We start from the raw sequence: 26,742 nt of genomic DNA on the forward strand, positions 1-26,742 counted from the left end.
GGCGGTGGCGCGCGTTCACGGCCGCCACCGCTGGTGGGCCGCGACCGCGCCGGCGACCAGCGTGGCGCCGAGCAGCCAGCCCCCGACGACGTCCGAGGGCCAGTGGACGCCGAGCCAGACCCGGGTCAGGCCTACGCCCACCACGGAGACCGACGCCGCCGCCACCGCCGTACGCCAGAGCAAACGCCCGGCGCCCCCGCGGCGCAGGAGCCACAGCAGCAAGCCGCAGACCACTGTGGCGGTCATCGCGTGGCCGGAGGGGAAGGCGGCGTAGTGGGCGGAGTCGACGGGGTCCGGCCAGACCGGGCGGTCCCGGCCCACGGCGGCCTTCAGACCCTGCTGGACGAGGGTTCCGCCCCAGATGGCCGCCATGAGCCAGACGGCCGTCCACACGGCCGACCGGCGCCACACCAGCCACACCGCCACCGCCACGCTCAGCAGACGCAAGGTGACCGGGTCCCAGACCCAGTCGGTGAGGATCCGGCACGCGTGCGTGAGGCCCGGTTCGCCGACGGCCCAGCGGTGGGTGGTCCGGCTGATGTCGCCGTCCGTCTCCACCAGTGGCCGCCAGGCGGCCGCCACCAGCGAGAGCAGCACCGCGGAGCAGACGCCGAGGAGCACGGCGAGGCGGGCGGCGGGACGGTGGCCGGTCGGCCGGGTCGGGGCGGCGACGGACGAGCTGTGCATACAGCGATCCTCGCCGACTCATGGGCCGAGAGGCCACCACGGGGCCCCAGCCGTTCGGGATCTCCCGCAGAACACCGAGCCGTTCGAGATCAAACGCAGAACACCCAGCCGTTCGGGATGGATCTACCGCAGAGCACCCAGCGCCGGGGCGAACGTCACCAGAACCGGCACCACCGGCGCCAACGCCGCGGTCGTCGCCAGCCCCATGCGCCGGACCGCGCTCAGCCGGTCCGGTGGGGTCAGCAGCCGATGCACCCGCTCGGGCAGATGGCCCCGCGGGGCGGGGGAGGCGGCGAACGCCCCCCGGTCCTCGTTGAGCTCGACCAGCGCCAGCGCGACCGTCAGCCGGCCGTGGCGGCGCGAGGCCATGTCGTCGGCGGCCAGCTCCACCAGCCGGTGCATCTCGCCCCGGAACGCCGCGAAAACCGGCACTTGCGGAAAGCCGCCCGCCAGCGCGGCCGAGCAGTGCAGCAGCCAGTGGTGCCGGGCCTGCGCGTGACCCTCCTCGTGGGCCCGTACGGCGTCCAGCTGACGTCCCTTGAGACGGCGCAGCGCGGCCGTGGTCACCACCAGCCGGGGCGGGGCTCCGGGCAGCCACCAGGCGTCCGGCCGCTCACCCTCCAGCACCACCAGCCGCCCGGCGTCCGGTTCCTCTCCGGGCAACAGCGGTGCCCGAAGCAGCAGTTCGGCGTGTCCACGGCGATTCCGGCGCCGGGCGCCCGCGACCTCCCGCACCAGCATCGCGCCGCTCCACAGCCCGCCCAGGGCGAGCGCCACAGCCGTGGCCGCCGCCCAGGGACCGGCCGCGCCTAGGGCGTAGGCCTCCACGACCGATTCCGGCGCCGGCGCGAACACGTGCCCGCGCACCGCCTGCCAGGCGGCCGCCGCGCTCAACGTCATCGACAGCGCGCAGCACACCAGCACCGCCGCCACCACGCACTGCCACACCCACAGCGCGACCACCGGCTCCCGGTCCGGCCAGTCGGCCCGGGCCAGCACCCGGGGTGCCCCGACGGCGGTCAGCGCGCCGATCAGCAGCAGGACCGCGGGCAACATCATGAACGGCAGCCTATGAGCGGCGCGCCGCCCGGCGGTACGTCTGCGGACGGCAAAGTGACACAGACCACGAGGGGCCCGGCGGCGCACCCTCACATCGCGAGCAGCATCGCCAGCATGCCGATGCCCATCGAAAGCCGACAGGCTCGTGCCAGTTCCGGCCGGTCGCCCCAGCGCACTGGGGCACCCCCGCCACCGCCGCCGGCCGCCGCCGGCAGCAGCCGGGCCCCCGTCACCAGCACATAGGCGGCGAAGTACAGCAGCAGGGCGCCGGTCAGCAGCGGTACCCCGGAGCCGCCGGCCCCGTGTCCGTGCCCGTGTCCGTGCCCGTGGGCCTGCTCCGGCACGGCGGCCATCACCACCGCCATGTAGACCATCGCCGCCGCGCCGACCAGATGGTGCAGGTGGTGGGCGTCGGTCCGGGCCGACCACAGCGCGTTCAGCCCTGCCGCGCCGAACACCACCGCGTAGACCGGCCACGCCCATCCGGGTTGCGGGAACACCGCGGCCGGCACGGCCATCACGGCCATGCCGAAGCCCATCAGAGCCTCCCCGCCCGCGGCGCGCCGCTGCTCCGGGACCCTGCTGCGCATCCGCAGCACACAGTAGGACCCGGTCAGCGCGCACAGCGCCACGAGCATCCAGCCGGGCGATGTCGGTCCGTGCACGCCTACCTCCCCGCCGCAGTGCGTTCCCGTCGCTGGATGCGATGCCCGGGGCGGGCGGAGCGCACGCGAGCGCAAGGGGGTGTACGGGAGCACTCGCGGGAGCACGGCAGGCGGGGTGGTGAGTGGGCGCCGCCCGTCCGGTGTTTCGTGACCGGGGCGTCAGGGCACCTCGCGCACTGTGCGCCGGTGGGTGGAGCGCCGGTCGTCGATCTCCGCCCACCGGTCGCCGTAGACGGTCCCGACGACCTCCGGGAAGCGTACGAAGTCGTGCGGGAAGCCCAGCGGCACCGCGCTCACCTCGTCCAGCCGGGCCACGGCGTCCGCGTCCAGGTCTACGTCGAGACAGCCGAGGTTGTCGGCGAGCCGGCTCTGCAGGGTGGCACCGACGATCGGCACGATGTTCCCCGGCCGCCGCAGCAACCAGGCCGGCGCCACCTGGGCCGGGCTCCAGCCGCCTGCTCCGCGATCTCCAGCACCGCCGTGACCACGGCCTCCTCTCGCGGGTCGGTCCCGGCGTCCGCGCCCAGCCGGCGCGTCTCGCCACGGCGGTACTGCATGCCGACGACGCCAGGAGCTGGAGCGCGCTCCAGCGCAAACCTGCGCCGGGGACCGGTGTCACAGACCCGGCCGGTAGCGGAGCGGATGGTCCGCCGGGACCTCCACGAGCACGATCGGCGTGCCGTCGGGGTCCGCGACCCACATCTCCACCAGCCCCCACGGCTCCTTCACCGGAGGCCGGACGATGTCCACCCCCTCGGCGCACAGCTCCTCGTGGGCCGCCGCCGCGTCCTCCACCTGCAGCCACAGCCGCACCGAGCCGTCCGGCGGTGCTTCTGCGCGGCCGGAGAGCTCCAGGAAGCCGCCGCCCAGGAAGTACACGGTGCCGCGCTCCGGGCCCGTGCCGAACTCGCGGTGGACGGCGAGGCCGAGGCGACGGCCGTAGAAGTCACGGGAGCGCTCGGGGTCGGTGGGCCGCAGCAGGACGCGGCTGCTCAGTACGTGGACCATGCATCCGCACCCTAGTGGCGGCGCTACCCTCATCGGTGCCCCAGCAGCACCGCCAAGACCGGAGACACGCCGTATGGACAGCGCCACCTCCACCTCCACCTCCACCACCGCCCCCGTCTTCCGTGACGCCACCGACGCCGACGTGGACGCGTTGGTCGCGTTGGTCGAGTCGGCCTACCGCGGGGAGACCAGCCGGACCGGCTGGACCACCGAGGCGGACATCCTGGACGGGCAGCGCACCGACCCGGAGGAGGTGCGACAGGTCCTCAGGACGCCCGGCAACCGGCTACTGGTCTTCGAACGCGAAGGCGCGATCATCGCCTGCTGCCGGCTGGAGCACCGCGACGACCACGCCTACTTCGGCATGTTCGCGGTCAGCCCTGCCCTGCAGGGCGAGGGCCTGGGCCGGACCGTCCTCGCCGAGGCGGAGCGGCAGGCCCGCGCGGCCTGGGGCGTCACGGCCGTGCACATGACGGTGATCTCGGTGCGCGAGGACCTCATCTCCTGGTACGAGCGGCGCGGCTACCGCCGTACGGGGGAGCTGACCCCCTTCCCGTACGGCGACGAGCGCTTCGGTGTGCCGCTCCGCTCCGACCTGCAGTTCGAGCTGCTGGTCAAGTCCCTGGTGTGACGCTCACGCGGTGAAGCGGCCGGTGCGCTTGATCTCGGGGTAGTCGGTGGTGGCGCCGTCCAGGCCCAGTGCGCGCACCAGCCGCAGCTGTTCCTGGGTGTTCACCACCCAGCCGAAGACGCGCAGGTCCCGTCTGCGGGCCAGCTCGACGATCTCCAGGGTGAGCCGCCGGATGTTGAGGACGAGCGTGGCCGCGCCGACCGCCGCGGCCCGGTCCACCACGTCCGTGCTGTAGCGGCTGCCCACAAGTGCCGTGCGTACCCCCGGCACCAGCCGGGTGATCTCGGCGAGCGCCTCGTCGTGGAAGGACAGCACCTCCACCCGGTCGACCAGGTCCCGGGCGCGCATGACCTCGGCCAGCGCCTGCGCCGCCCGCACGTCCTTGATCTCGGCCTGGAGCGGTGCCCGCACCGCGTCCAGGACCTCCTCGAACACCGGTACGCGCTCCCCGCGCCCCGCGTCCAGGGTGCGCAGTTCGGCGAGGGTCTGCTCGGAGATCGGCCCGGTGCCGTCGGTCGTGCGGTCCACGTCCGCGTCGTGCATGACGACGAGCGCGCCGTCCTTGCTCAGATGCAGATCTAGTTCGATGACGTCGAGGCCGGCCTGCTCGGCGGCGACGAACGAGCGGACGGTGTTCTCGGGCTCGACGCCCATGACCCCGCGATGACCGATGGTGAGGAAGTTCAAGGTCGCCTCGCTTCCGGTGGACGACGGCGGCCGGAGCCGCGGCCTGGTGCTCTTCGCACGCCATGTACCCGTTCGTACACCGGAGTTCGCATGCACGTCACCGGGGTGGGGAAGTAGCCGTCTGACCGATGACCGACAGGAAAAACTGCGGTGACCATGGGTTTGAGCAGGACGATTTACTGACGGCCCCCTTGCTGTAGGCATCCTTCTGTGCCTACGGTGTCCCCACGGCAGCTTCTCCCGTGGAGGATGGGACATGACGGAAATTCTTGTGCAGGCGGGTACGGAGGGGCAGGTTCCTCCGGTGAGCAGGGTGGTGGAGCACCCGGCCTGGCCCCGGCTCAAGGATGCCGTGGAGCGGATCAGGCCCTGGCAGTCGACGGACGGCTCGATCGACTTCACCGCGGACGGTGCCCCCGAGCGCGCCGACGCCGAGGCCGCCGTACGCGAGGTGACCGAGGCCGTCGAGGAGCTCTCCCCGCTGCTCACCCACGACGCCGACTACCACCAGGCCCTGGTCAAGGACCTCCGGGCCTGGGCCGAGGGCGGTTTCGAGGTTCCCGACTTCCTGGACTCCCTGCTGGCCTTCCAGCCCGCCGCCGACCGCCGCGACGGTCTGCAGCACCTCGTCGTCTTCCCGATGTACACCCAGAACGGCAACCCCGACCGCAATCTCGAAGCGGTCGTGCTGCGCATGGTGTGGCCGGACTGGCTGGCCGAGCTGGAGTCCACCCGCTACGACAACCCGCTGTTCTGCGGCATCACCTTCGAGGACTTCACGTCCGGCTACGACACCAACTCGGCCGTGCTGTTCCCGGAGACCATCGCGGTGCGCGAGGCGCCGGAGCGCTTCACCTGGGGCGGCATCTTCTGCGACCGCGAGGCGGCCCGCTTCCGCCGGGTCACCGAGGCCGCCGTCGACATCCTCGGCCTGGACCTGCCCGAGGACATCGCCGCCATGGTCCACGACCAGAAGCGCTGCGAGGAGGCCTTCGTCCTGTGGGACATGGTCCACGACCGCACCCACAGCCACGGCGACCTCCCGTTCGACCCCTTCATGATCAAGCAGCGCCAGCCGTTCTGGATGTACGGCCTGGAGGAGCTGCGCTGCGACCTCACCGCCTTCAAGGAGGCCGTGAAGCTGCAGGCCGACGGCGTCCCGCAGGCCCGCGACGTGCAGTACGCCGTGCTGTTCGACCGCATGTTCCGCTTCCCGGTCACCGGCGACCGCCGGCGCAACTACGACGGACTCGGCGGCCAGCTGCTCTTCGCCTACCTGCACAAGCACGATGTCGTCCGCTGGACCGACAACAAGCTGCACATCGACTGGCAGCGGGCCCCCGAGGTCACCAACCAGCTGTGCGGCGAGATCGAGAAGCTGTACCGGGACGGCATCGACCGGCCCAAGCTCGTCCACTGGTTCGCGGGCTACGAGCTGGTCTCCACGTACCTCGCGCCGCACCCCGGCTCGAAGTGGGCCAAGGGCCCGGACGCCCTGGACCTGAGCCAGCCGCCGCGCAAGCTCGTCGATGACGTGCTTCCGGACGAGTTTCCGCTGAGCATGTTCTATGAGGCGCTGGCCAAGAAGCTCAAGCATGTGATCGCCTCTACCCGGGGCATCACCGCGGCCGGCGCCGAGCGGGCCGCCGCGTGAGCGACCCCGTCCAGAACACTGCTACGGAGGCGAAGACCATGGGGAACGGGGCTCTCAGCGGTGCGGTGATCGCGGTTGCCGGCGCGGGCGGTCCGGCCGGCCGGGCGGCACTGCTGCGGCTGGCGGAGGCGGGTGCGACCGTCGTCGGCGCCGACAACGACCCGGAGCGGCTGTCGGAGGCCGTGGACGCGGCCCGGTACGCGCGGGGAGGTGCGACCGTCACCGGCGAGACCGTCGACCTGCTCGACCTGGACGCGACCCGTGACTGGGCCAACCGCACCGAGAAGGAGTTCGGCCGCGTCGACGGCCTGGTCCATCTCGTCGGCGGCTGGCGCGGCAGCGAGACCTTCACCAAGACCAGTCTGGACGACTGGGACTTCCTGGAGCTGCTGCTGATCCGTACGGTGCAGCACACCTCGCTCGCCTTCCACGAGGCGCTGCAGCGCAGCGAACGCGGGCGGTACGTCCTGATCAGCGCGGCGGGCGCGACCAGGCCCACCGCGGGCAACGCCGCCTACGCCGCCGGCAAGGCGGCCGCCGAGGCGTGGACACTGGCCATGGCCGACTACTTCCGCAAGGCCGGGGGCGAGCAGGGGCCCACGTCGGCGGCTGCCATCCTGGTGGTGAAGGCGTTGGTGCACGACGCGATGCGCGCCGACCGCCCCAACGCGAAGTTCGCGGGCTTCACGGACGTCAACGACCTCGCCGAGGCCATCGTGGGTGTCTGGGACAAGCCCGCCGCCGAAGTGAACGGACAGCGCCTGTGGCTCACCGAGAAGCCGTGAACCCTCCCAGGACCGACGCGCGTCGTCATCACGACCCGGAGGTCCGCGGTTTCGCCAGCGACAACTACGCCGGAGCGCACCCGGAGGTGATGGCCGCCCTGGCCCTGGCCAACGGCGGCCATCAGGTGGCGTACGGCGAGGACGACTACACCGAGAACCTCCAGCGGATCATCCGCGGTCACTTCGGCCCCACCGCCGAGGCCTTCCCGGTCTTCAACGGCACCGGGGCCAACGTCGTCGCGCTCCAGGCGGTCACCGACCGCTGGGGCGCGGTGATCTGTGCCGAGAGCGCCCACATCAACGTGGACGAGGGCGGCGCGCCCGAACGGATGGGCGGCCTGAAGCTGCTCACCGTGCCCACGCCGGACGGCAAGCTCACGCCCGAGCTGATCGACCGGCAGGCGTGGGGCTTCGAGGACGAGCACCGCGCGATGCCGCAGGTCGTCTCGATCACCCAGAGCACCGAGCTGGGCACCCTCTACACGCCCGACGAGATCCGCGCGATCTGCGAGCACGCCCACGCGCACGGCATGAGGGTCCACCTCGACGGCTCCCGGATAGCCAACGCGGCGGCGTCCCTGGACGTGCCCATGCGCACCTTCACCAACGCGGTCGGCGTCGACATCCTGTCCCTGGGCGGGACGAAGAACGGCGCGCTGTTCGGCGAGGCCGTCGTCGTCATCAACCAGGACGCCGTGCGCCGGATGAAGCACCTGCGCAAGCTGTCCATGCAGCTCGCCTCCAAGATGCGCTTCGTCTCGGTGCAGCTGGAGGCCCTGCTCGCCAAGGACCTCTGGCTGCGCAACGCCCGCCACGCCAACGAGATGGCCCAGCGCCTCGCGGAGGGCGTCCGCGCGGTGCACGGGGTGGAGGTCCTGTACCCGGTGCAGGCCAACGGCGTCTTCGCCAAGCTGCCGAACGAGGTCGGCGAGCGCCTGCAGAAGCGGTTCCGCTTCTACTTCTGGGACGAGGCGGCCGGGGTGGTGCGCTGGATGTGCGCGTTCGACACGACCGAGGAGGACGTGGACGCGTTCGTCGCGGCCCTCAAGGAGGAGATGGCGCGGTAGTCGCCGAGCTCACTGCATAGGTATGCGGTCACCTGAAAAGTCATTGACTGTCAGGTGATCGCTTTCCTATGCTCTCGGGGCATGCAGCTGATCCAGACGGACCCTGACCTATCCGCATATCTGGCCGCCGACGAGGTCATCGACCACCACCACCCGGTGGTCCGTGACACAGCCTCGCGACTCGCCAAGAGCGCGGCGGATTCGTATGACTATGCGCGGAGCGCCTTCGAGTTCGTCCGCGACGCGATCCCCCACTCCCAGGACTCGGGCGACCCGCGCGTCACCTGGCGCGCCTCCGACGTCCTCGCCCTGGGCACCGGCATCTGCTACGCCAAGGCCCACGCGCTGGCCGCCCTGCTGCGGGCCGAGGACATCCCGACCGCGCTGTGCTACCAGAGCTTCGACGTGGTCCACGGCCTGGTCGCCGTACGCTTCCGCGGGTCCTGGCACCGCCAGGACCCGCGCGGCAACAAACCCGGGATCGACGCGCAGTTCTCCCTGGACGGCGAGCGGCCGGCCTTCGTTCCCGACCCGGCCGCCGACGAGTGCGACCACCCCGAGCTGTACGCCGCCCCCCACCCGGACGTCGTGCGAGCCCTGCGGGCGGCCTCCGACCTGCCGGAGCTCTGGGCGACCCTGCCGACCGCGCTGCGCGCCGTCACACCGGTCCGGTGAGCGGCTCCCGCTGATCCGAGGAAGCCGGCCATCTGACGCCGGCCGCCGTCGGCGCGGGTGGCCACCACCGCGTGGCCGGGCTCCCGGCCCGCCACGGGGGCCGCGGTGAGGCGTGCCCACCGCGGCCGTGCGGGGCTTCGCCGGGACCCGGGTGCGCGCGGCGGATCCCGTCCGGTCGGGTCGGTCTGTGGGCGGCGGTGCTGCGCGGGCACCGGCTGCTCGGCGCGTCGTGGTGCCGGCGCCGCCCGCCGCGACCGCCACGGTCGCGCCGCTGCCGCTGCCGCTCACCGACTCGGCGCCGCATTCCTCGCCCCCGTGGCGCGTTCGGCCTGCCGGTCGTTCGCGGGCGGCGTCAGGCCCCGGCCGGCCTCCGGTTCACCGCCCGGACCCTGTCGCCCGCCGTGCGCGGACCGTCGTAGGGGGTCAGCCGGCCTCGGCCTGGCGGACCTGCTCCGGAGTCGGCGCGGTCCCGCCCAGGTGGGCGGGCATCCACCAGGTGTCCTCCGGGCCCTTGGGGCGGACCGGGTAGGCGCGCTGCGCGGCTTCCAGCAGCTCCTGGACGCGCTCGCGCAGCTGGCGGGTGATGGCGCCCGCGTACTTGTCCTTGGACGCCTCGATCGCCTCGCCGACCCGGATGGTGATGGGGGTGTGGCTGCGCCGGAAGTTGCGCGGGTGGCCCTTGGTCCACAGCCGCTGGGTGCCCCACAGGGCCATCGGGACCAGCGGGACGCCGGCCTCCTGGGCGAGCCGGGCGGCACCCGACTTGAAGCTCTTCAGGCAGAACGACTGCGAGATCGTGGCCTCCGGGAAGACGCCGACGATCTCGCCTGCCCGCAGCGAGTCGAGGGCGTGCGCGTAGGCGGCCTCGCCCTGCCCGCGGTCCACGGGGATGTGCTTCATGCCGCGCATCAGCGGGCCGGAGATCCGGTGCCGGAACACCGACTCCTTCGCCATGAAGCGCACCAGGCGCTTCTGCGGGAGCGCGGCCAGACCGTCGAAGATGAAGTCGAGGTAGCTGATGTGGTTGCTGACCAGCACCGCCCCGCCCGTGCGCGGGATGTTCTCCGACCCGGTGCAGTCGATCTTGAGGTCCCAGATCTTGAACATCGTCTTCGCGAGACCGACGACGGGACGGTACACAAGCTCTGCCATGTGCGGGGCGGACCCTTCCTTCTTCTCTCACAGCCTGGAAGAGGGGTCTCTCCGGCGCGGAAAGTTACGCAGCCGTAGGTTTACGGCTTTCGCAGATCGTGCCCCATCAACGGCCGGACAGCCAGTCCTCGTGCCCGTGGGCGGCGAGATTCTCGTCACGTCCGTGCCGGGACCTCCTATCCTCGACGGAAGCAGGAGCGACCAGGTGGGAGGCGGGTGTGCGCGGGCACGACGAGGACCGGCGGCTCGGAGCCGACCGGCTGGGCGGCGAACTCGGCGAGCGCGCCACGCTCGTACAGTTCTCCACCGCCTTCTGCGCGCCCTGCCGGGCCACGCGGCGGGTGCTGGCCGAGGTGGCCGGCCTGGTGCCCGGCGTGGCCCACCTGGAGATCGACGCGGAGGCCCGGCTCGACCTGGTCCGGGAGCTGGACGTCGTACGGACGCCGACGGTGCTGGTCCTCGACGCCGCCGGCCGGATCGTGCGGCGGGCCGCCGGTCAGCCCCGCAAGGCGGACGTCATCGCGGCTCTCGGCCGGGCGTTGTGAGCGGTTCCGGGGCGCGTACGGCCGGTCAGTGAGCCATCTCCCACATCGCGGTACGTACTTGACTGGACACGCTGCCTGTCGTCAGCCTGACCGTATGCGTCAGGAACTCCTTCTCCACGGACGGGTCCACGTCGACCTGCTCCGTACCGCGAGCGCGTGCTGTCCGGGCCGTTGAGCAGCCCCGGACACCCACGTCACCTCTCGCAGAAGGACCACTCCATGACGGCCCTGCCCGACCTCGGCACCGCCCGGCTCGGCTCCCCGGAGCTCCTGCGCTCCGTCTTCCGGCGGCACGCGGCCGGAGTCGCCGTGATCACCGCGCCCGGCGCCGGCGGTCCGGCCGGTTTCACCGCCACCTCGCTGACCTCGGTCTCCGCCGACCCCCCGATGCTCTCCTTCGGTATCGGGACCCGCGCTTCCAGCTGGCCCGCCGTGTCCCGGGCGGACCACGTGGGCGTGCACATACTCTCCGAGCACCAGCGGGACCTGGCCGCCACCTTCGCCCGCAGCGGCGCCGACCGCTTCGGCCCGCCGACCTCCTGGCGCGAGGGCCCCGAGGGGGTCCCCGTCCTCGACGACGTGCTGGCCTGGCTGGTGTGCCGGGTGGTGGCCCGGGTGCCGGCCGGCGACCACCGCATCGTGCTGGCCGAAGTGGTCGTGGGTGACCCCACGGGTGCCGGCCGGCCCCTGCTCTACCACCAGGGTGCCTTCACCGCGCTGCGTGATTGATCACGGGCGCCGGGCCTGCGAAGTCGTCGGGTTCCGGTTACGCTGCGTTGCAAAGGTCACAGTTCAAAGCGCTTGCTTAGCGGGAACGAACTGGGTGTACTGACGAGTAATATTTCGGTCGGAGCGTGGGTCGCCCCGAACCGGGAACGGCCGCTTCAGGCGCCTATGCTGCCTGCAAGTAGGCAGCCGAGAACTGACGATGCAGTAGGAGAGCCGGCGTGAGCTTGAGGATCGTTGTCACTGTGAAGTACGTGCCCGACGCCACTGGCGACCGGCACTTCGCCGATGACCTGACCGTCGACCGGGACGACGTGGACGGCCTGCTCTCCGAGCTGGACGAGTACGCGGTCGAGCAGGCGCTGCAGATCTCCGAGAACTCCGACGACGACGTCGAGGTCACCGTCCTGACGGTCGGCCCCGAGGACGCCAAGGACGCCCTGCGCAAGGCGCTGTCCATGGGTGCCGACAAGGCCATCCACGTCGAGGACGACGACCTGCACGGCACCGACGCCATCGGCACCTCCCTGGTTCTGGCCAAGGCCATCGAGAAGGCCGGGTTCGACCTGGTCGTCTCCGGCATGGCCTCCACCGACGGCACCGGCGGCATCGTCCCCGCCCTGGTGGCCGAGCGCCTCGGTGTTCCTCAGGTCACGCTGCTCTCCGAGGTCTCCGTCGAGGACGGCACGGTCAAGGGCCGCCGCGACGGCGACGCCGCCTCCGAGCAGCTGGAGGCGTCGCTGCCGGCCGTCGTGTCGGTCACCGACCAGTCCGGTGAGGCCCGGTACCCGTCCTTCAAGGGCATCATGGCCGCCAAGAAGAAGCCGGTGGAGTCCTGGGACCTGTCCGACCTCGACATCGAGGCCGAGGAGGTCGGCCTGGAGGGCGCCTGGACCAAGGTCGACGGCGCGGCCGAGCGCCCGGCCCGCACGGCCGGCACGATCGTCAAGGACGAGGGCGAGGGCGGCAAGCAGCTCGCTGAGTTCCTCGCGAGCCAGAAGTTCATCTGAGGCCCGCAACCGCTGACCGCCCCTCAACTTCCGCAAGCAGGAGAGAAGAAGTCCCATGGCTGAAGTCCTCGTCTACGTCGACCACGTGGACGGTGCCGTCCGCAAGCCCACCCTGGAGCTGCTGACCCTGGCCCGCCGCCTCGGCGAGCCGGTCGCCGTGGCGCTCGGCAACGGCGCCGCGGACACCGCCGCAACGCTCGCCGAGCACGGCGCGGTGAAGGTCCTCACCCACGACGCCGCCGAGTACGCCGACTACCTGGTCGTGCCGAAGGTGGACGCCCTGCAGGCCGCCTACGCGTCCGTGTCCCCGGCCGCCGTGCTGGTCTCCTCCTCCGCCGAGGGCAAGGAGATCGCCGCCCGGCTGGCGCTGCGCATCGGCTCCGGCATCATCACCGACGCCGTCGACCTGGAGGCCGGCGACGAGGGCCCGGTGGCCACCCAGTCGGTGTTCGCCGCGTCCTTCACCACCAAGTCCCGCGTCACCACGGGCACCCCGGTCATCACCGTCAAGCCGAACAGCGCCGCCGTCGAGGCCGCCCCGGCCGCCGGTGCCGTCGAGGCCCTGGACGTGACCTTCTCCGACAAGGCCACCGGCACCAAGGTCACCGGCCGTACGCCGCGTGAGTCGACCGGCCGTCCGGAGCTGACCGAGGCCGCGATCGTGGTCTCCGGTGGCCGCGGTGTCAACGGCGCCGAGAACTTCGCGATCGTCGAGGCGCTCGCCGACTCCCTCGGCGCGGCCGTCGGCGCCTCCCGTGCCGCGGTGGACGCCGGCTGGTACCCGCACACCAACCAGGTCGGCCAGACCGGCAAGTCGGTCTCGCCGCAGCTCTACATCGCCAACGGCATCTCCGGCGCCATCCAGCACCGGGCCGGCATGCAGACCTCGAAGACGATCGTGGCGGTCAACAAGGACCCCGAGGCCCCGATCTTCGACCTGGTCGACTACGGCGTCGTCGGCGACCTGTTCGACGTCGTCCCGCAGCTGACCGAGGAGATCAAGACCCGCAAGGGCTGACCATCCGGTTCCTCTGCCGGCCACCGGCTGCACGAGGCCCCCGCGACCGCTCCGGTCGCGGGGGCCTCGGCTCGTCCCAGGCGCAGCGACGCCCGCACCGGGAATGGTCGCTGGGCGCCTGCACGCCCCATCCGTAGGTGTCCACGAGATCCGCGCCACCGTCACGTCGGGTGTCGTGAGGATCCAGTCGCGCTCCGCTTTCCGGCCGGCATCGGCGGTCGGAACCCGTGGAAGGCGCCGTACGACGACCCGCGACGCCCGGCAGCGGGCCGGGCGTCGGTGAGACCGGCGCCCGGGAGGGTGCCGTGGACCCCGCCCCCCGCGGGCGGGGGTGCGCCGAAGCCGCCGTTCACCGCCAGTGGTCCTGAGCGGGTGATGCGCGGCACGCGCCGGGCGATCGGCGCCTCCGCACGCGCGCGTGGTCGAGGCGCGGGCGAAGGCGCAGACCCGCCGCCCACCGCCGAGCCGCTCCCGGAACCGCACCCAGGCGACCACCCGCGGCACGGCCGCGCCCCAGGTAACTCGAACCGGGGAACCCGCGGAGCTGACCTCCAACAACGGCCGGTCCGGCCGGGGGCGCCGCCGGGAAGGGGCGACGCCGGAAGCACGCGAGGAGGTGAGCAGCGGGAGCGTGACGGCTGCCTGCGAGCACGGTGCGCCCTCCCGGGCGACGCCTCGGCCCGCTGCCGTCCGTCCGGTGTGCTCCGTCCACACCCGAGTCAGGATGAGGGGGAGCGGATGGCGAGCGAAAGGGAGGCCGCTGGGTGTTGACCCATGAGAAGATCCACCGCTAGCTTCATTATGCGGATTGTTGATTCCGTAATACGGAAAAGAGAGGGTGTTGGGATGGGTCAGGGCCAGCAGGAGACGGTGGCGACGAGCCTCGCGGACGCCGTCAGGCAGGAGATCAGCGCCTCCCTCGCGCCGGTCGACGCCGAACTGGAGCGTCGCTACCCCGGCGACCCGGGCACCCGCCAGCCGGTCCACACGGTGTACGTGCCCGGCGACCTCTTCGATGCCGGCACCCTCCGTGCGTGGGGCGACCGGGCGCTCGCCGCCCTCGACGAGCACGCCCCGGACGCCGCCGCCTTCGCCGCCGTCCTGGGCCTCCCCGACGACCTCGCCGAACCCGTCTACACGCGCGTGCGCGCCAAGCTGGAGCGGGAACCCGTCGAAGACCTGCGCGTCGACTTCGAGGACGGCTACGGGCCGCGCCCGGACGCCGAGGAGGACGAGGCCGCCGCCCGCGCGGCCCGCCTGGTCGCCGAGGCGTACGCCGAGGGTACGGCGGCGCCGTACATGGGCATCCGCATGAAGTGCCTGGAGGCCGCCGTCCGCGAGCGGGGCATCCGCACCCTCGACATCTTCCTCACCGGCCTGGCCAAGGCAGGCGACCTGCCCGCCGGGCTGGTGCTCACGCTGCCCAAGGTCACCTACCCCGAGCAGATCACCGCCCTGGTGCGGCTGCTGGAGGCGTTCGAGAAGGCGCACGGGCTCACCCCGGGGCGCCTCGGCTTCGAGATCCAGATCGAGACCAGCCAGGCCATCCTCGCCGCCGACGGCACCGCTACCGTGGCCCGCATGATCCAGGCCGCCGAGGGCCGGGCCACCGGCCTGCACTACGGAACCTTCGACTACAGCGCCTGCCTCGGCGTCTCCGCCGCCCACCAGGCCGGCGACCACCCCGCCGCCGACCACGCCAAGGCGGTCATGCAGGTCGCCGCCGCCGGTACCGGCGTCCGCGTGTGCGACGGCTCCACCAACGTCCTCCCGGTGGGGACGACGGAGAAGGTCCATGACGCCTGGCGGCTGCACTACGGCCTCACCCGGCGCGCGCTCGCCCGCGCCTACTACCAGGGCTGGGACATGCATCCCGGCCACCTGCCGACCCGCTACGCGGCCGTCTTCGCCTTCTACCGCGAGGGCTTCGCCGCCGCCGCGGCCCGCCTCGCCCGCTACGCCGGCCGGACCGGCGGCGACGTCATGGACGAGCCCGCCACCGCCAAGGCGCTCAGCGGCTACCTCCTGCGCGGCTTGGACTGCGGTGCGCTCGACGCGGGTGAGGTGTCGGCCGCGACGGGGTTGAGCCGGGCCGCCCTGGAGTCCTTCGCGGCGCCCCGGCGCGGTGATCTCACGGCTTCGGCGCCGTAGGCGGCGAACCGGTCGGCGGCGGGCGCGCACGAGGCCCCTCGCGAGCCCACGGGGGCCGCTCAGTCGGCCGGCGGCAGTTCGCCCGAACCGCGCTCGATCAGCCGGGTGGGCAGCTCGATGCGCTCCGGCACCGTCAGGGCGCCGTCCAGCTGCCGGAAGAGCCGCTCGGCGGCTGTCCGACCGAGCGCCGCCGCGTCCTGGGCGACGACCGTGACCCCGGGCTGCAGCAGATCGGCGAGCTCCAGGTCGTCGAAGCCGACGAGGGCGACCGGGCGGGGCCGCTCGGCGAGCACCCGGATCACGGTGACCGTCACCCGGTTGTTGCCCGCGAAGACCGCGGTGACAGGCTCGGGCCCCGCCAGCATCTCCTCGGTCGCCCGCCGCACCCGCGCGGGATCGGTGGCGCCGAGGGACATCCAGGCGTCCCGGACGGTGATACCCGCGTCCTCCAGAGCGGCCCGATAACCGCGCAGCCGCTCGGCGGCGGTGTGGATGCGGGGCATGTCGCCGATGAAGCCGATCCGCCGGTGGCCGTGCGCGACGAGGTGGGCGACTCCCTCGCGGGCCCCGCCGTAGTTGTCGGACAGGACGCAGTCGGCGTCGATCCGGCCGGCCGGCCGGTCCACGAACACGGTCGCCACTCCCGCGCGGATCTCCGGTTCGAGGTAGCGGTGGTCGTCGCCGGCCGGGATGACCACCAGTCCGTCCACCCGCCGCGCGCACAGCGCCAGCGCCAGTTCCTGCTCCCGGTCGGGGTCCTCGGCGCTGGAACCGTTGATCAGCAGCGCTCCGTGGGCGCGGGCCACCTCCTCGACCGCGCGGCTGAGCGGGCCGTAGAACGGGTCGGCGAGGTCCTCCAGGACCAGGCCTATGCTCGCCGTACGGCCCTTGCGCAGTACCCGCGCGCTGTCGTTGCGGCGGAACCCCAGCGCGTCGATGGCCTCCTGCACGCGCCGCTCGGTCTCCGGCGTGACGCCCGGCTCGCCGTTGACGACCCGGGAGACGGTCTTCAGACCGACTCCGGCGCGGGCGGCCACGTCCTTCATGGTGGGACGGTTGCCGTAACGGGTCACCGAGACACGGTCGGCGACACGGGTTGCACGGCGGGGCGTCTCGGGCACGATGCGGTGTCCTGTCCTGTCGTCCACGGGGACGCACGGACCGCGCCGGCCGCGTTCCGCGACCGTCCCGGACGGCTCCCCGCAGGTCTGCCGCCCGCGAGGATGCGTGAGTCCCTTGCCTTGTATGAGGATGTGGCGTCGAGCATAGGCCCTGGACAACGTTGTCAGATGCGGGGGAGACTGTCCACCGCAATCTCCGGCCCACGTCCCCCACCGCTGGACCGGCCAGCCCATTTTCCGGTTGACGTCGACGGGGAGATCCCAGACTCATGTACACCGACCTCGTGGCCGCGCTCGACATAGGTGGCACCAAGATCGCCGGAGCGCTGGTGGACGGCGACGGCGCGATCCTGGTCCGCACGCAGCGCCCGACGCCCGCCCGGGAGGGCGGCGAGACCGTCATGCGGGCCGTCGAGGAGGTGCTCGGCGGCCTGACCGCGTCGCCGCCGTGGAACCGCGTGAGCGCGCTCGGCATCGGCAGCGCCGGTCCCGTGGACGCGTCCGCGGGCACCGTCAGCCCGGTGAACATCCCAGGCTGGCGCTCCTATCCGCTCGTCGAACGGGTCCGGGCGGTGACCGGTGGGCTGCCCGTGGAACTGATCGGCGACGGCGTGGCGATCACGGCGGCCGAACACTGGCAGGGCGCCGCGCGCGGGCACGACAACGCACTGTGCATGGTGGTGTCGACCGGTGTCGGCGGCGGACTGGTGCTCGACGGCCGGCTGCACCCCGGCCCCACCGGCAACGCCGGGCACATCGGTCACATCAGCGTGGACCTCGACGGCGCATCCTGCCCGTGCGGGGGAAGGGGCTGCGTCGAGCGCATCGCCAGCGGACCCAACATCGCCCGGCGCGCCCTGGCGGACGGCTGGCGGCCGGGGGCCGACGGCGACGTCTCCGCCGCCGCCGTGGCCGCCGCCGCGCGGGCCGGTGACCCGGTGGCCGTGGCCTCCTTCCGGCGGGCCGCGCAGGCGCTGGCCGCGGGCATCGCGGCGACCGCCAGCCTGGTCGAGATCGACGTCGCGGTGATCGGCGGGGGAGTGGGCAAGGCGGGTGAAGTGCTGTTCGCGCCGTTGCGCGAGGCGTTGGAGCACTACGCGACGCTGTCGTTCGTGCGGGGGCTGAGCGTGGTGCCGGCACAGATGGGCACGGACGCGGGGCTGGTCGGGGCGGCCGCGGCGGCACTGGCGCGTGCGCAGGAACGTTCAGGCGGTCCTGCCGTGACCGCCTGAAAGCGCCGGGCCGTCCGCACCTCCGCGCGCGGGCCGGTGCGCCGAACGGCGCGGCCGTACGGCGCACCGGCCCGCGTCCCTTCGTCGGACCACCGTGACCTCTGCGGCGCCGGGCAGTTGAGCCCGGCATGAAGAAGCGCAGCATGCTGGCCATCGCCTCCCTCGCCACCGGGTTCGTCGTCGCGGCCATCACCCCGAGCCACGGGCTGGAACACGACACGATGCTCGGCGACCTGAACGTGGACGACACCCTCAGCGCCGTCGACCACACCCTCGCCAGCGACAGCCTGGCCATGGACGAGGGCGGGCCGGTCCGGACCGACTGAACCGGGCCCTGCCCGTCGCGAGCCACCGGCGCCCGTCAGTAGGGTCTCCGGTGGCTCGCTCTCGGGGGTCGTCTCCCGGAACTGGTTTCCGTGGCAGGGTGGAGCGGGCAAGCCTCAGGGGGCCAACAGAAGAGGGGGAAAAGTGACCGTCGTCTGGATCAACGGCGCGTTCGGTGCGGGGAAGACGACCACCGCACGGGAACTGATCGACCTGATCCCGAACAGCACGCTCTTCGACCCCGAGGTCATCGGAGCGGGGCTCGCGCACCTGCTGCCGGCCAAACACCTCGCCGAGGTGGGCGACTTCCAGGACCTCCCGATCTGGCGCCGCCTCGTGATCGACACGGCGGCCGCGCTTATCGCCGAGGTCGGCGGCACCCTCGTCGTCCCCATGACCCTGCTGCGCCAGGAGTACCGCGACGAGATCTTCGGCGGTCTCGCGGCCCGCCGAATACCCGTGCGGCATGTGCTCCTGGCCCCGGCGGAAACGATCCTGCGCGCCCGGATCGCCGGGCGCGAGGTGCCGCCGGACCTGCCCGACGGAGACATGCGGGTCCGGCAGTGGGCCTACGACCACATCGAGCCGTACCGGGCGGCGCTGGGTTCCTGGCTGGCCGCCGACGCACATCTCGTGGACACCGGCGCGCTCACCCCGCGCGAGGCCGCCACCCGGATCGCGCAGGCGGTCAGTACCGGCACCGCGCGCGTCAGCGACATCGTGCAGACCCCCGAGCCCACGGCGGAGACGCTGGCCGCAGGGGTGCTGCTCTTCGACGAGCGGGGGCGGGTGCTGCTGGTCGATCCCACCTACAAGCCCGGCTGGGAGTTTCCCGGCGGCGTCGTCGAACCGGGGGAGGCGCCGGCCCGCGCCGGAATGCGCGAGGTCGAGGAGGAGACCGGCATCCGGCTCGACGAGGTGCCCCGGCTCCTCGTGGTCGACTGGGAGCCGCCCCGGCCCCCCGGCTACGGCGGCCTGCGCCTCCTCTTCGACGGCGGCCGGCTCGAACCGGAGGCGGTGGAGGGCCTGTTGCTGCCCGGCCCCGAACTGCGCGCCTGGCGCTTCGTCACCGAGGCGGAGGCGGCCGACCTGCTGCCCCCCGTCCGCCACGAACGCCTTCGCTGGGCCCTGCGCGCCCGCGAACGCGGCGCGGCCCTCTACCTGGAGGCGGGCGTCCCCCTCGGCTGAGGCCCTCCGGCCGGCCGCCCGAGGACGCTGCCGGAAAGCCGTGGAGCGGCCCTGCGAGACCCGGGTGACGAGGGCGGCGACGGCCGAGTGCGCGATGCGGCGGGCCCTGGACGCTGCGGGTGACGGTGCGGTGCGGTTCCCGGCGCGGGCGGCTGCCGGGAACCCGTGCCGGGTGCGGTGAGAGCCGTCAGCTCGCCGCGTAGTTGCGCAGGAACAGGGCCTCCGCCACCGACAGGCGCTCCAGCTCGTCGGGGGACACGCTCTCGTTGACCGCGTGGATCTGGGCCTCGGGCTCGCTGAGGCCGATGAGGAGGATCTCCGCCTGCGGGTAGAGGGCGGCCAGCGTGTTGCAGAGCGGGATGGAGCCGCCCTGGCCGGCGTACTGCATCTCCTGGCCCGGGTAGGCGACCGCCATCGCGTCGGCCATCGCCGCGTACGCCGGGCTGTCGGTGTCCGCGCTGAACGGCTGACCCTGGCCGACCTGCTCGGTGCGCACGCGCGCGTTCCACGGCGTGTGCGCCTCCACGTGCGCCTGGAGGAGCTTGGCGGCCTCCGCCGCGTCCACACCCGGCGGCACCCGCAGGCTGATCAGCGCGCGGGCGCTCGCCTGCACGGACGGCGTGGCCCCCACCACCGGCGGGCAGTCGATGCCGAGGACCGTCACCGCCGGCCGGGCCCAGATCCGGTCGGCGACCGTGCCGGAGCCGGTCAGGCCGACCCCGTCGAGCACCTTGGCGTCCGCGCGGAACTGCTCCTCGTCGTACTGCAGACCCTCCCAGGACGCCGTCGGCCCCAGGCCGTCGACCGTCGTCGAGCCGTCCTCCGCGCGCAGCGAGTCCAGTACGCGGATCAGCGCGGCCAGCGCGTCCGGCGCGGCCCCTCCGAACTGTCCCGAGTGCAGATTGCCCGCCAGCGTGTCGACCTGGACCCGGACCATGGTCATGCCGCGCAGCGTGGAGGTCACCGTGGGCAGACCGACCCGGAAGTTACCCGCGTCGCCGATCACGACGGTGTCGGCGGCCAGCAGCTCCGGGTGCGCCTCGGCGTACCGCTCCAGGCCGCCCGTGCCCTGCTCCTCCGAGCCTTCGACGATCACCTTGACGTGCACCGGGACACCGCCGTTCGCCTTCAGGGCGCGCAGTGCGAGCAGGTGCATGATCAGACCGCCCTTGCAGTCGGCGGTGCCGCGCCCGTACCAGCGGCCGTCGCGCTCGGTCAGCTCGAACGGCGGCGTGGTCCAGCCGGACTCGTCCAGCGGCGGCTGTACGTCGTAGTGCGCGTACAGCAGCACGGTGCGCGCGCCCGCCGGGCCGGGCAGGCAGCCGTAGACCGACTGGGTGCCGTCCGGCGTGTCGAGCAGTGCGACGTCCTCGAAGCCCTCGGCGGTCAGCGCGTCCGTGATCCAGCGGGCGGCCGCCTCGCTCTCGCTCCTCGGGAACTGGTCGAAGTCCGCCACCGACTTGAAGGCCACCAGTTCGGTGAGCTCCGCCTTGGCCCGGGGCATCAGCGAGGCGATGGTCTCGGCGATCGGATTCGACGACATGGGCACGCTCCTTGTGGGTGCGACGTTGTACTCCACGCGCGCACGTGTGTGCGGGCGACCGTGCGAGGGTACGCGCCCGGCGGAGCCCCGGGCATCTCCCGGTCGATCCTGCCACGCGGACCTCGGCGATCTCCGCCGTAGGATGCGGGGGACGGAAGCGGCAGGCGGCTGGATCGGGAGCAGTAGACCATCGTGAGCAGCGAGAACTCTTCGGCGGACGACGTGCGGCAGGTATGGGACGTCGTCGTGGTGGGCGCGGGACCCGCGGGAGCGTCGGCCGCGTACGCGGCGGCGGTCGCGGGGCGGACCGTACTGGTGCTGGAGAAGGCGGAGCTGCCCCGCTACAAGACCTGCGGCGGCGGCATCATCGGACCTTCCCGCGACTCCCTGCCGCCCGGCTTCGAACTGCCCCTGCGGGACCGGGTGCGCGCCGTCACCTTCTCCCACAACGGCCGCTTCACCCGCACCCGCCGCTCCCGGCAGATGCTCTTCGGGCTGATCAACCGCCCCGAGTTCGACCAGCAGTTGGTCGAGCACGCCCAGAAGGCGGGCGCCGAGCTGCGTACGGGCGTCACCGTGACCCGGGTGGAGCAGCACGGCTCGGCGGTGCCGGACCGGCGCACGGTCGCGGTCGTCCTGCAGGGCGGCGAGACGGTGCTGGCCCGCGCGGTGGTCGGCGCCGACGGCAGCGCCAGCCGCATAGGAGCGCACGTCGGCGTCAAGCTGGACCAGGTGGACCTCGGCCTGGAGGCGGAGATCCCGGTGCCGGAGACCGTCGCCGAGGACTGGAAGGGCCGGGTCCTCATCGACTGGGGCCCGATGCCAGGGAGTTACGGCTGGGTCTTCCCCAAGGGCGACACGCTGACGGTCGGGGTCATCTCGCGTCGCGGCGAGGGCGCCGCGACCAAGCGGTACCTGGAGGACTTCATCGGCCGGCTCGGCCTCGCCGGCTTCGAACCGAGCCTCTCCTCCGGGCACCTGACCCGTTGTCGTGCCGACGACTCACCGCTCTCCCGCGGGCGCGTGCTGGTCTGCGGGGACGCCGCGGGGCTGCTGGAGCCGTGGACGCGGGAGGGCATCTCCTTCGCGCTGCGCTCGGGCCGGCTGGCCGGCGAGTGGGCGGTGCGCATCGCGGAGGCGCACGACGCGGTGGACACCCGGCGCCAGGCGCTGAACTACGCCTTCGCCGTCAAGGCGGGGCTGGGCGTGGAGATGGCCGTCGGCAAGCGGATGCTGGCGATCTTCGAGCGGCGCCCCGGGGTCTTCCACGCCGCCCTGACCGGCTTCCGGCCTGCTTGGCGGGCGTTCACGGACATCACCCGGGGCGCCACCTCGCTCGGAGAGCTGGTCCGCAGTCATCCGCTGGCCCAGCGCGCCCTGAACGCGCTGGACCGGCGGGCGGCGCCGGCCCCGGCCGACGAGACCGAGTGAGCGGGGCGGGTCACTTCTCGATCGTGATGCGGAAGACCGGGTGGTCCGGGGCCGCCGCGCCGATCTCCTCGTCGGAGGACTTCGCCGTGACGCCCTGGAAGTACTGGTTGACCTCCCAGCCCCACTTCTCCAGGTAGGACCGCAGCAGGGGGAGCTTCTCCTCGTCGGGAAGCTCCACCGCGGTGAACGTCCGGACCCTGCGGCCCACCCGCAGCTCTCCGCCGCCGGCCGCGCGCATGTTGCGCACCCACTGGGAGTGGCCCCGCGCCGACACGAGGTACAGCGCGTCCCGGTAGGTGTGCGGGTTGACCGGGATCCGCTGCATCCGGCCGCTCTTGCGGCCCCGCACCGACAGCTCCGCCGAGCCGGCGATGCTCACCCCGTGCCGGGCCAGCCAGCCGACCAGACGGTTGAACCGAACCGTCAGCGCGCTGCCCTCGCGGTAGTACGGCGATGACGCCATGGTGTGTCCCCGTTCTCCGGTCCCCGTTCTCCGGTTCCCGGTACCCGATGTGATCGCGTGCGGGGGATCACCTGTCCCCCGCAGAGCAGTGTGCAGGGTACCGGCTCCGGCCGTCCGTACTTCCGGGGGAGTACGCGTGATCACCTCGCCCGGCTGACGCCCGCCACGGCGCGGGCCGTCTAGCGTGGCGGACATGGAGGAACAGCAGCCGCCCACGGGCGACCCCGGCGGGGCGCGGCGGCACGGCCTGCCGTGGCGGTACGGCCCGCCGGGGCCCCACCACCGCGCGGAAGGGACCGGCACCCCGCCCCTGCCCTGGCGGTCCACCGCGGTGATCACCGTCTTCGTGCTGGTCGGCTCGGCCTTCGCGGCGCACGCGCAGGCGGGGGAGCGGGCCGGGCTCGACGCGTTCGCGCGGGTGCTGCTGTTCGTGTCGGCCGCCCTGCTGCTGTGGCGGCGGCGCCGGCCCGTGGCCGTGCTGTTCGGCACGGCCGCCGCCACCGCGCTCTACCTGGGCGCCGGCTACCCGTACGGGCCCGTCCTGCTCACGGTGGCCGTGGCCTTCTTCTCCGCCGTCGTCGCCGGGCATCGCGCCGCCGCCTGGTCGGCGGTCGGCATGCTGTGGGCCGTTCACGTGCTGGTCGCCCAGTGGCTGTACCGGTGGCTGCCGCCGTCCGGGGACACGGCCGCGCCCCTCGGGCAGGAGTTCCTGGTCGCCACCTGGGTCGTGGTGATCGCGGCGCTCTCCGAGCTGGCCCGCACCCGGCGCGAGCAGTGGGCCCGCGAGCGCGCGGAGCGGGCCCAGGCCGCCCGCCGCCGTGCGGACGAGGAACGGCTGCGCATCGCCCGCGAACTGCACGACGTCCTCGCGCATAGCCTCTCCGTCATCAACGTCCAGGCCGGCGTCGGCCTCGCCCTGCTCGACTCCGACCCCGAGCAGGCGCGCACGGCCCTGACCACCATCAGGTCCGCGAGCAAGGAGGCCCTCGGCGACGTGCGCCAGGTGCTCGGCACGCTCCGTACGCCCGGTGACGCCCCGCGCGCCCCCGCACCCGGCCTGGACCGGCTGCCCGAACTGGTGGAGCAGGCGGCGCGGGCCGGCCTGACGGTCGAGGTGGAGGGGGCGGCGCCTCGGCTGCCCGCGGGCGCCGACCTCGCCGCCTTCCGGATCGTCCAGGAGGCCCTCACCAATGTCGTCCGGCACTCGGGTTCCCGGCGCGCACGGGTGAGCGTCGACCGGGCGGGCCGGCAGGTGCGGCTGAGGATCGACGACGACGGGCCCGCGACCGGCGCCGACGCCGGGGGCAGTGGCCACGGGCTGGCGGGAATGCGGGAGCGGGCGGCCGCGCTGGGTGGCACGATCGAGGCGGGACCGCGCCCGGACGGCGGGTTCCGCGTGCTCGCCGTACTGCCGCTGAACGGGAAGTCCAGGGAGGACCAGTGATCCGGGTACTGCTCGCTGACGACCAGTCCCTGGTCCGGGCCGGGTTCCGGGCGCTGCTGGCCGCGCAGCCCGACATCGAGGTGGCCGGCGAGGCCGCCGACGGGCAGGAGGCGGTGCGCCAGGCGCGTGAGCAGCGGCCCGACGTCGTCCTCATGGACATCCGTATGCCGTTGCTCGACGGGCTGGCCGCCACCCGGCGGATCACCGGGGACCCGGAACTGGCCGGGGTGAGGGTGGTCGTGCTGACCACCTTCGAACTGGACGAGTACGTCTTCGAGGCGATCCGCGCGGGCGCCTCCGGCTTCCTGGTGAAGGACACCGAACCGGACGAACTGCTGCGCGCCGTGCGGGCCGTGGTCGCCGGGGACGCGTTGCTGTCCCCGGGCGTGACGCGGCGGCTGATCGCGGAGTTCGCCGCCCGGTCCAAGGAGCCGGCGGCCGCCGGGGAGCTGGCCCGGCTCACCGAGCGGGAGCGGGAGGTGATGGCGCTGGTCGGCATCGGCCTGTCGAACGAGGAGATCGCCCGGCGGCTGGTGGTCAGCCCGCTCACCGCGAAGACCCACGTCAGCCGCACGATGGTCAAGCTGGGGGTGCGGGACCGGGCCCAACTGGTGGTGCTGGCCTACGAGTCGGGGTTGGTGCGGCCGGGCTGGCTGGGCTGAGCACCCGGCCGGAACCGGAGCAGTACGGAGATCACCCGGGCCGGGAACAGCAGGGCCGCGAGGGCGAGTCCGGCGCGCGGGAGCAGCCATTCGACCGGCTGCGGAAGCCGGAACAGCAACGCCGGTCCCGCGACCGCGCCGAAGACGACCGCCGCGGCGAACGCGGCGCTGCACAGCGCGTACCCGATCTCCACGGTGATCGCGTCACGGTCGGCCTGGCTGCGTCGTCCTGTCTGCTCGGTCATATGACGCAGTCTCACAGACCGGTGCCCGGCGGGCCAAGAGCCCACCGGGCACCGTCGCGGAGGCGTCCCCCTCAGTCGCGGACCGGCACCCGGTCCGCGTGCGCCTCCTGCACCGTGGACCGGGCGACCACCACCGACGGCCGCGCGCGCCGGGTGCGCAGGCCGGTCAGGGAGATCAGCAGGCCGGCGAGGGCGATGAACGTCGTCACCGTCAGCCCGGGGCGGTAACTGTCCAGCACGGCCTGCGGGGTGGGGTCGGCCGGGGCGTGGGCGGTCACCACCGCCGTGACCACCGCGAGGAAGATCGCGCCGCCCACCTGCACCGAGGTGTTGAGCAGCCCGGACACCATGCCCTGCTCGTGGTCGTCGACCCCGTTGGTGGCCTGGATGTTCAGCGAGGGGAAGACCAACGCGCACGCCGCGCCGATCAGCAGCATCGACGGCAGGATCACCACCGCGTACGCCGGGTCGAGGTCGACCCGCAGGAACAGCAGGTAGCCGGTGGCCATCAGCGCGAAGCCGACGGTGATCAGCCGCGGGGTGCCGAACCGGTCGACGACCGCGCCCATCTTCGTCGCGGAGACCGCCACCAGCGCGCCCGCCGGAAGGAAGGCCAGCGCGGTGTGCAGCGCGGACCAGCCCAGCAGCGACTGCATGTACAGGGTGGCCAGGAACTGGAAGCCGACGTAGGAGCCGAAGAAGGCCATGGCGCCGAGCTGGGCGCGGATCTGGTGGCCCGAGCGCAGCACGCCGAGCCGGACCAGGGGACCGGGCGAGCGCCGCTCCACCAGCACGAACGCCGTCAGCAGCACGGCCACCGCCAGGAACGACAGCAGGGTCCGTGCGGACGTCCAGCCTGCCTCCGGCGCCTGGACGACGGTGAAGACCAGCAGCAGCATGGAGGCGGTGCCGAGGACGGCGCCGGGGATGTCGTAGCCGTTGTGGTCGCGCTCGCGCTCACTGTGCGGCAGCAGCTTCAGGCCCGCGAGCAGGGCGAGCAGCGCGATCGGGGCCGGCAGCAGCATCGTCAGGCGCCAGCTGGCCTCGGTGAGCAGGCCGGAGAGCACCAGGCCCATGGAGAAGCCGGTGGCCGCGCAGGTGGTGTAGATGGACAGGGCGCGGTTGCGCAGCGGGCCCTCGGGGAACGTCGTCGTGATGATCGACAGACCGGCCGGGGCGGTGAAGGCGGCGCTCAACCCCTTGATGAAGCGGCTGGCGATCAGCAGCGGACCCGAGTCGACCAGTCCGCCGAGCAGCGAGGCGAGCGCGAACACGCCGAGGGCGACCAGGAAGACCCGGCGCCGGCCCAGCAGGTCGGCGGTCCGGCCGCCGAGCAGGAGCAGCCCGCCGTAGCCGAGGATGTAGCCGCTGACGATCCACTGCAGGGTCGAGGTGGACAGGTCGAGGTCGGCGCCGATCGAGGGCAGGGCCACGCCGACCATCGACACGTCCAGCGCGTCGAGGAACATCGCGGCGCACAGCACCAGCAGCGTGCCCCACAGCCGGGGGGTCCAGCGGACCGCCGGGGCGGGGGACGCGGAGGAGGGGAGCGGAGAGGTCATGCCGAGG

General features: G+C 73.0%; 28 protein-coding genes and 1 pseudogene. 17 read left to right on the top strand and 12 right to left on the bottom strand.

The window, feature by feature from the left end:
- Nucleotides 1–15: 15 nt before the first annotated feature.
- From ACSLTV_RS18515 to ACSLTV_RS18535, 5 genes and pseudogenes are all read right to left on the bottom strand, one after another.
- Nucleotides 16–687: a phosphatase PAP2 family protein gene (locus ACSLTV_RS18515; RefSeq protein ID WP_432136158.1), complete on the bottom strand. Its 672-nt coding sequence runs from the start codon at nucleotides 685–687 to the stop codon at nucleotides 16–18.
- A gap of 123 nt (nucleotides 688–810) precedes the next feature.
- Entirely contained in the window at nucleotides 811–1,746 is a 936-nt protein-coding gene (locus tag ACSLTV_RS18520) for a M56 family metallopeptidase (protein WP_432136159.1), read from the bottom strand.
- Nucleotides 1,747–1,835: 89 nt separating this feature from the next.
- A complete protein-coding gene (locus ACSLTV_RS18525) occupies nucleotides 1,836–2,411 on the bottom strand; it encodes a DUF5134 domain-containing protein (protein WP_432157411.1) in 576 nt (191 codons plus the stop codon).
- Between the two features lie 159 nt (nucleotides 2,412–2,570).
- Nucleotides 2,571–2,986 (bottom strand): annotated as a pseudogene (locus ACSLTV_RS18530) (aldo/keto reductase); the annotation flags it as partial.
- A 40-nt stretch (nucleotides 2,987–3,026) separates the two neighbouring features.
- The gene (locus ACSLTV_RS18535; protein ID WP_432157410.1) at nucleotides 3,027–3,419 is read right to left on the bottom strand and encodes a VOC family protein; all 393 of its coding nucleotides are present in this window, start codon (nucleotides 3,417–3,419) and stop codon (nucleotides 3,027–3,029) included.
- Between the two features lie 73 nt (nucleotides 3,420–3,492).
- Here ACSLTV_RS18535 and ACSLTV_RS18540 point away from each other — a divergent pair, with 73 nt between their 5' ends.
- Nucleotides 3,493–4,050 (top strand): GNAT family N-acetyltransferase, encoded by a 558-nt coding sequence (locus ACSLTV_RS18540; RefSeq protein WP_432136162.1) that lies wholly within the window; start codon nucleotides 3,493–3,495, stop codon nucleotides 4,048–4,050.
- Nucleotides 4,051–4,053: 3 nt separating this feature from the next.
- On the opposite strand, the gene ACSLTV_RS18545 is transcribed toward ACSLTV_RS18540, so the two are convergent.
- Nucleotides 4,054–4,737, bottom strand: a complete 684-nt coding sequence (locus ACSLTV_RS18545; RefSeq protein ID WP_435612493.1) for a glycerophosphodiester phosphodiesterase — start codon at nucleotides 4,735–4,737, stop codon at nucleotides 4,054–4,056.
- 256 nt (nucleotides 4,738–4,993) lie between these two features.
- Here ACSLTV_RS18545 and ACSLTV_RS18550 point away from each other — a divergent pair, with 256 nt between their 5' ends.
- The 4 genes from ACSLTV_RS18550 (at nucleotide 4,994) to ACSLTV_RS18565 (ending at nucleotide 8,918) form a co-directional block, all read left to right on the top strand.
- Nucleotides 4,994–6,391, top strand: a complete 1,398-nt coding sequence (locus ACSLTV_RS18550) for a DUF6421 family protein (RefSeq protein WP_432136164.1) — start codon at nucleotides 4,994–4,996, stop codon at nucleotides 6,389–6,391.
- Between the two features lie 38 nt (nucleotides 6,392–6,429).
- Nucleotides 6,430–7,176 carry an SDR family NAD(P)-dependent oxidoreductase gene (locus tag ACSLTV_RS18555; protein WP_432136165.1) on the top strand — a complete coding sequence of 249 codons (747 nt, stop codon included), beginning with the start codon at nucleotides 6,430–6,432 and terminating at the stop codon, nucleotides 7,174–7,176.
- The gene (locus ACSLTV_RS18560) at nucleotides 7,173–8,243 is read left to right on the top strand and encodes a threonine aldolase family protein (protein WP_432157408.1); all 1,071 of its coding nucleotides are present in this window, start codon (nucleotides 7,173–7,175) and stop codon (nucleotides 8,241–8,243) included. Before ACSLTV_RS18555 ends, ACSLTV_RS18560 begins: the two co-directional genes overlap by 4 nt.
- 81 nt (nucleotides 8,244–8,324) lie before the next feature.
- Nucleotides 8,325–8,918 (top strand): transglutaminase domain-containing protein, encoded by a 594-nt coding sequence (locus ACSLTV_RS18565; RefSeq protein ID WP_435612494.1) that lies wholly within the window; start codon nucleotides 8,325–8,327, stop codon nucleotides 8,916–8,918.
- A gap of 423 nt (nucleotides 8,919–9,341) precedes the next feature.
- On the opposite strand, the gene ACSLTV_RS18570 is transcribed toward ACSLTV_RS18565, so the two are convergent.
- Complete coding sequence (locus tag ACSLTV_RS18570; RefSeq protein ID WP_435612495.1) at nucleotides 9,342–10,070, bottom strand: lysophospholipid acyltransferase family protein; 729 nt, start codon at nucleotides 10,068–10,070, stop codon at nucleotides 9,342–9,344.
- A gap of 218 nt (nucleotides 10,071–10,288) precedes the next feature.
- Here ACSLTV_RS18570 and ACSLTV_RS18575 point away from each other — a divergent pair, with 218 nt between their 5' ends.
- From ACSLTV_RS18575 to ACSLTV_RS18600, 6 genes are all read left to right on the top strand, one after another.
- Nucleotides 10,289–10,615 (top strand): TlpA family protein disulfide reductase, encoded by a 327-nt coding sequence (locus tag ACSLTV_RS18575; RefSeq protein ID WP_432157406.1) that lies wholly within the window; start codon nucleotides 10,289–10,291, stop codon nucleotides 10,613–10,615.
- A gap of 94 nt (nucleotides 10,616–10,709) precedes the next feature.
- A complete protein-coding gene (locus tag ACSLTV_RS18580; protein WP_432136240.1) occupies nucleotides 10,710–10,790 on the top strand; it encodes a putative leader peptide in 81 nt (26 codons plus the stop codon).
- Between the two features lie 44 nt (nucleotides 10,791–10,834).
- Nucleotides 10,835–11,344, top strand: a complete 510-nt coding sequence (locus tag ACSLTV_RS18585; protein ID WP_432157405.1) for a flavin reductase family protein — start codon at nucleotides 10,835–10,837, stop codon at nucleotides 11,342–11,344.
- Nucleotides 11,345–11,562: 218 nt separating this feature from the next.
- Nucleotides 11,563–12,351 (top strand): electron transfer flavoprotein subunit beta/FixA family protein, encoded by a 789-nt coding sequence (locus ACSLTV_RS18590; RefSeq protein ID WP_432136171.1) that lies wholly within the window; start codon nucleotides 11,563–11,565, stop codon nucleotides 12,349–12,351.
- 55 nt (nucleotides 12,352–12,406) lie between these two features.
- The gene (locus tag ACSLTV_RS18595) at nucleotides 12,407–13,369 is read left to right on the top strand and encodes an electron transfer flavoprotein subunit alpha/FixB family protein (RefSeq protein ID WP_432136172.1); all 963 of its coding nucleotides are present in this window, start codon (nucleotides 12,407–12,409) and stop codon (nucleotides 13,367–13,369) included.
- An 846-nt stretch (nucleotides 13,370–14,215) separates the two neighbouring features.
- Entirely contained in the window at nucleotides 14,216–15,520 is a 1,305-nt protein-coding gene (locus tag ACSLTV_RS18600; RefSeq protein WP_435612496.1) for a DUF6986 family protein, read from the top strand.
- A gap of 59 nt (nucleotides 15,521–15,579) precedes the next feature.
- On the opposite strand, the gene ACSLTV_RS18605 is transcribed toward ACSLTV_RS18600, so the two are convergent.
- The gene (locus ACSLTV_RS18605; protein ID WP_432136174.1) at nucleotides 15,580–16,641 is read right to left on the bottom strand and encodes a LacI family DNA-binding transcriptional regulator; all 1,062 of its coding nucleotides are present in this window, start codon (nucleotides 16,639–16,641) and stop codon (nucleotides 15,580–15,582) included.
- Nucleotides 16,642–16,910: 269 nt separating this feature from the next.
- Here ACSLTV_RS18605 and ACSLTV_RS18610 point away from each other — a divergent pair, with 269 nt between their 5' ends.
- The 3 genes from ACSLTV_RS18610 to ACSLTV_RS18620 all read left to right on the top strand — a co-directional run bounded on the left by ACSLTV_RS18610 (nucleotide 16,911) and on the right by ACSLTV_RS18620 (nucleotide 19,385).
- Entirely contained in the window at nucleotides 16,911–17,873 is a 963-nt protein-coding gene (locus ACSLTV_RS18610) for an ROK family protein (RefSeq protein ID WP_435612497.1), read from the top strand.
- 128 nt (nucleotides 17,874–18,001) lie between these two features.
- On the top strand, nucleotides 18,002–18,199 hold the full coding sequence (locus ACSLTV_RS18615; protein ID WP_432136176.1) for a hypothetical protein: 198 nt from the start codon (nucleotides 18,002–18,004) through the stop codon (nucleotides 18,197–18,199).
- A 142-nt stretch (nucleotides 18,200–18,341) separates the two neighbouring features.
- Nucleotides 18,342–19,385 carry an NUDIX hydrolase gene (locus ACSLTV_RS18620; RefSeq protein ID WP_432136177.1) on the top strand — a complete coding sequence of 348 codons (1,044 nt, stop codon included), beginning with the start codon at nucleotides 18,342–18,344 and terminating at the stop codon, nucleotides 19,383–19,385.
- A 187-nt stretch (nucleotides 19,386–19,572) separates the two neighbouring features.
- Here ACSLTV_RS18620 and ACSLTV_RS18625 read toward each other — a convergent pair whose 3' ends face one another.
- Entirely contained in the window at nucleotides 19,573–20,928 is a 1,356-nt protein-coding gene (locus ACSLTV_RS18625) for a dipeptidase (protein WP_435612498.1), read from the bottom strand.
- 192 nt (nucleotides 20,929–21,120) lie between these two features.
- Between ACSLTV_RS18625 and ACSLTV_RS18630 the strand changes: the two genes are divergently transcribed.
- On the top strand, nucleotides 21,121–22,359 hold the full coding sequence (locus ACSLTV_RS18630; protein WP_432136179.1) for a geranylgeranyl reductase family protein: 1,239 nt from the start codon (nucleotides 21,121–21,123) through the stop codon (nucleotides 22,357–22,359).
- A gap of 10 nt (nucleotides 22,360–22,369) precedes the next feature.
- Here ACSLTV_RS18630 and ACSLTV_RS18635 read toward each other — a convergent pair whose 3' ends face one another.
- Entirely contained in the window at nucleotides 22,370–22,822 is a 453-nt protein-coding gene (locus ACSLTV_RS18635) for a nitroreductase family deazaflavin-dependent oxidoreductase (protein WP_432136180.1), read from the bottom strand.
- Nucleotides 22,823–23,015: 193 nt separating this feature from the next.
- Here ACSLTV_RS18635 and ACSLTV_RS18640 point away from each other — a divergent pair, with 193 nt between their 5' ends.
- A complete protein-coding gene (locus ACSLTV_RS18640; RefSeq protein ID WP_432158530.1) occupies nucleotides 23,016–24,266 on the top strand; it encodes a sensor histidine kinase in 1,251 nt (416 codons plus the stop codon).
- Nucleotides 24,263–24,928 (top strand): response regulator, encoded by a 666-nt coding sequence (locus ACSLTV_RS18645; RefSeq protein WP_435612499.1) that lies wholly within the window; start codon nucleotides 24,263–24,265, stop codon nucleotides 24,926–24,928. The genes ACSLTV_RS18640 and ACSLTV_RS18645 overlap by 4 nt, the downstream gene beginning before the upstream one ends.
- On the opposite strand, the gene ACSLTV_RS18650 is transcribed toward ACSLTV_RS18645, so the two are convergent.
- Together ACSLTV_RS18650 and ACSLTV_RS18655 are read right to left on the bottom strand one after the other, a co-directional pair.
- Nucleotides 24,889–25,173: a DUF6332 family protein gene (locus tag ACSLTV_RS18650; RefSeq protein ID WP_432136183.1), complete on the bottom strand. Its 285-nt coding sequence runs from the start codon at nucleotides 25,171–25,173 to the stop codon at nucleotides 24,889–24,891. The genes ACSLTV_RS18645 and ACSLTV_RS18650 overlap by 40 nt on opposite strands.
- A gap of 71 nt (nucleotides 25,174–25,244) precedes the next feature.
- Nucleotides 25,245–26,735 carry an MFS transporter gene (locus ACSLTV_RS18655; protein ID WP_435612500.1) on the bottom strand — a complete coding sequence of 497 codons (1,491 nt, stop codon included), beginning with the start codon at nucleotides 26,733–26,735 and terminating at the stop codon, nucleotides 25,245–25,247.
- Between the last annotated feature and the right edge of the window lie 7 nt (nucleotides 26,736–26,742).

The organism is Streptomyces sp. bgisy159 (assembly GCF_965341775.1).
GTDB lineage: Bacteria > Actinomycetota > Actinomycetes > Streptomycetales > Streptomycetaceae > Streptomyces.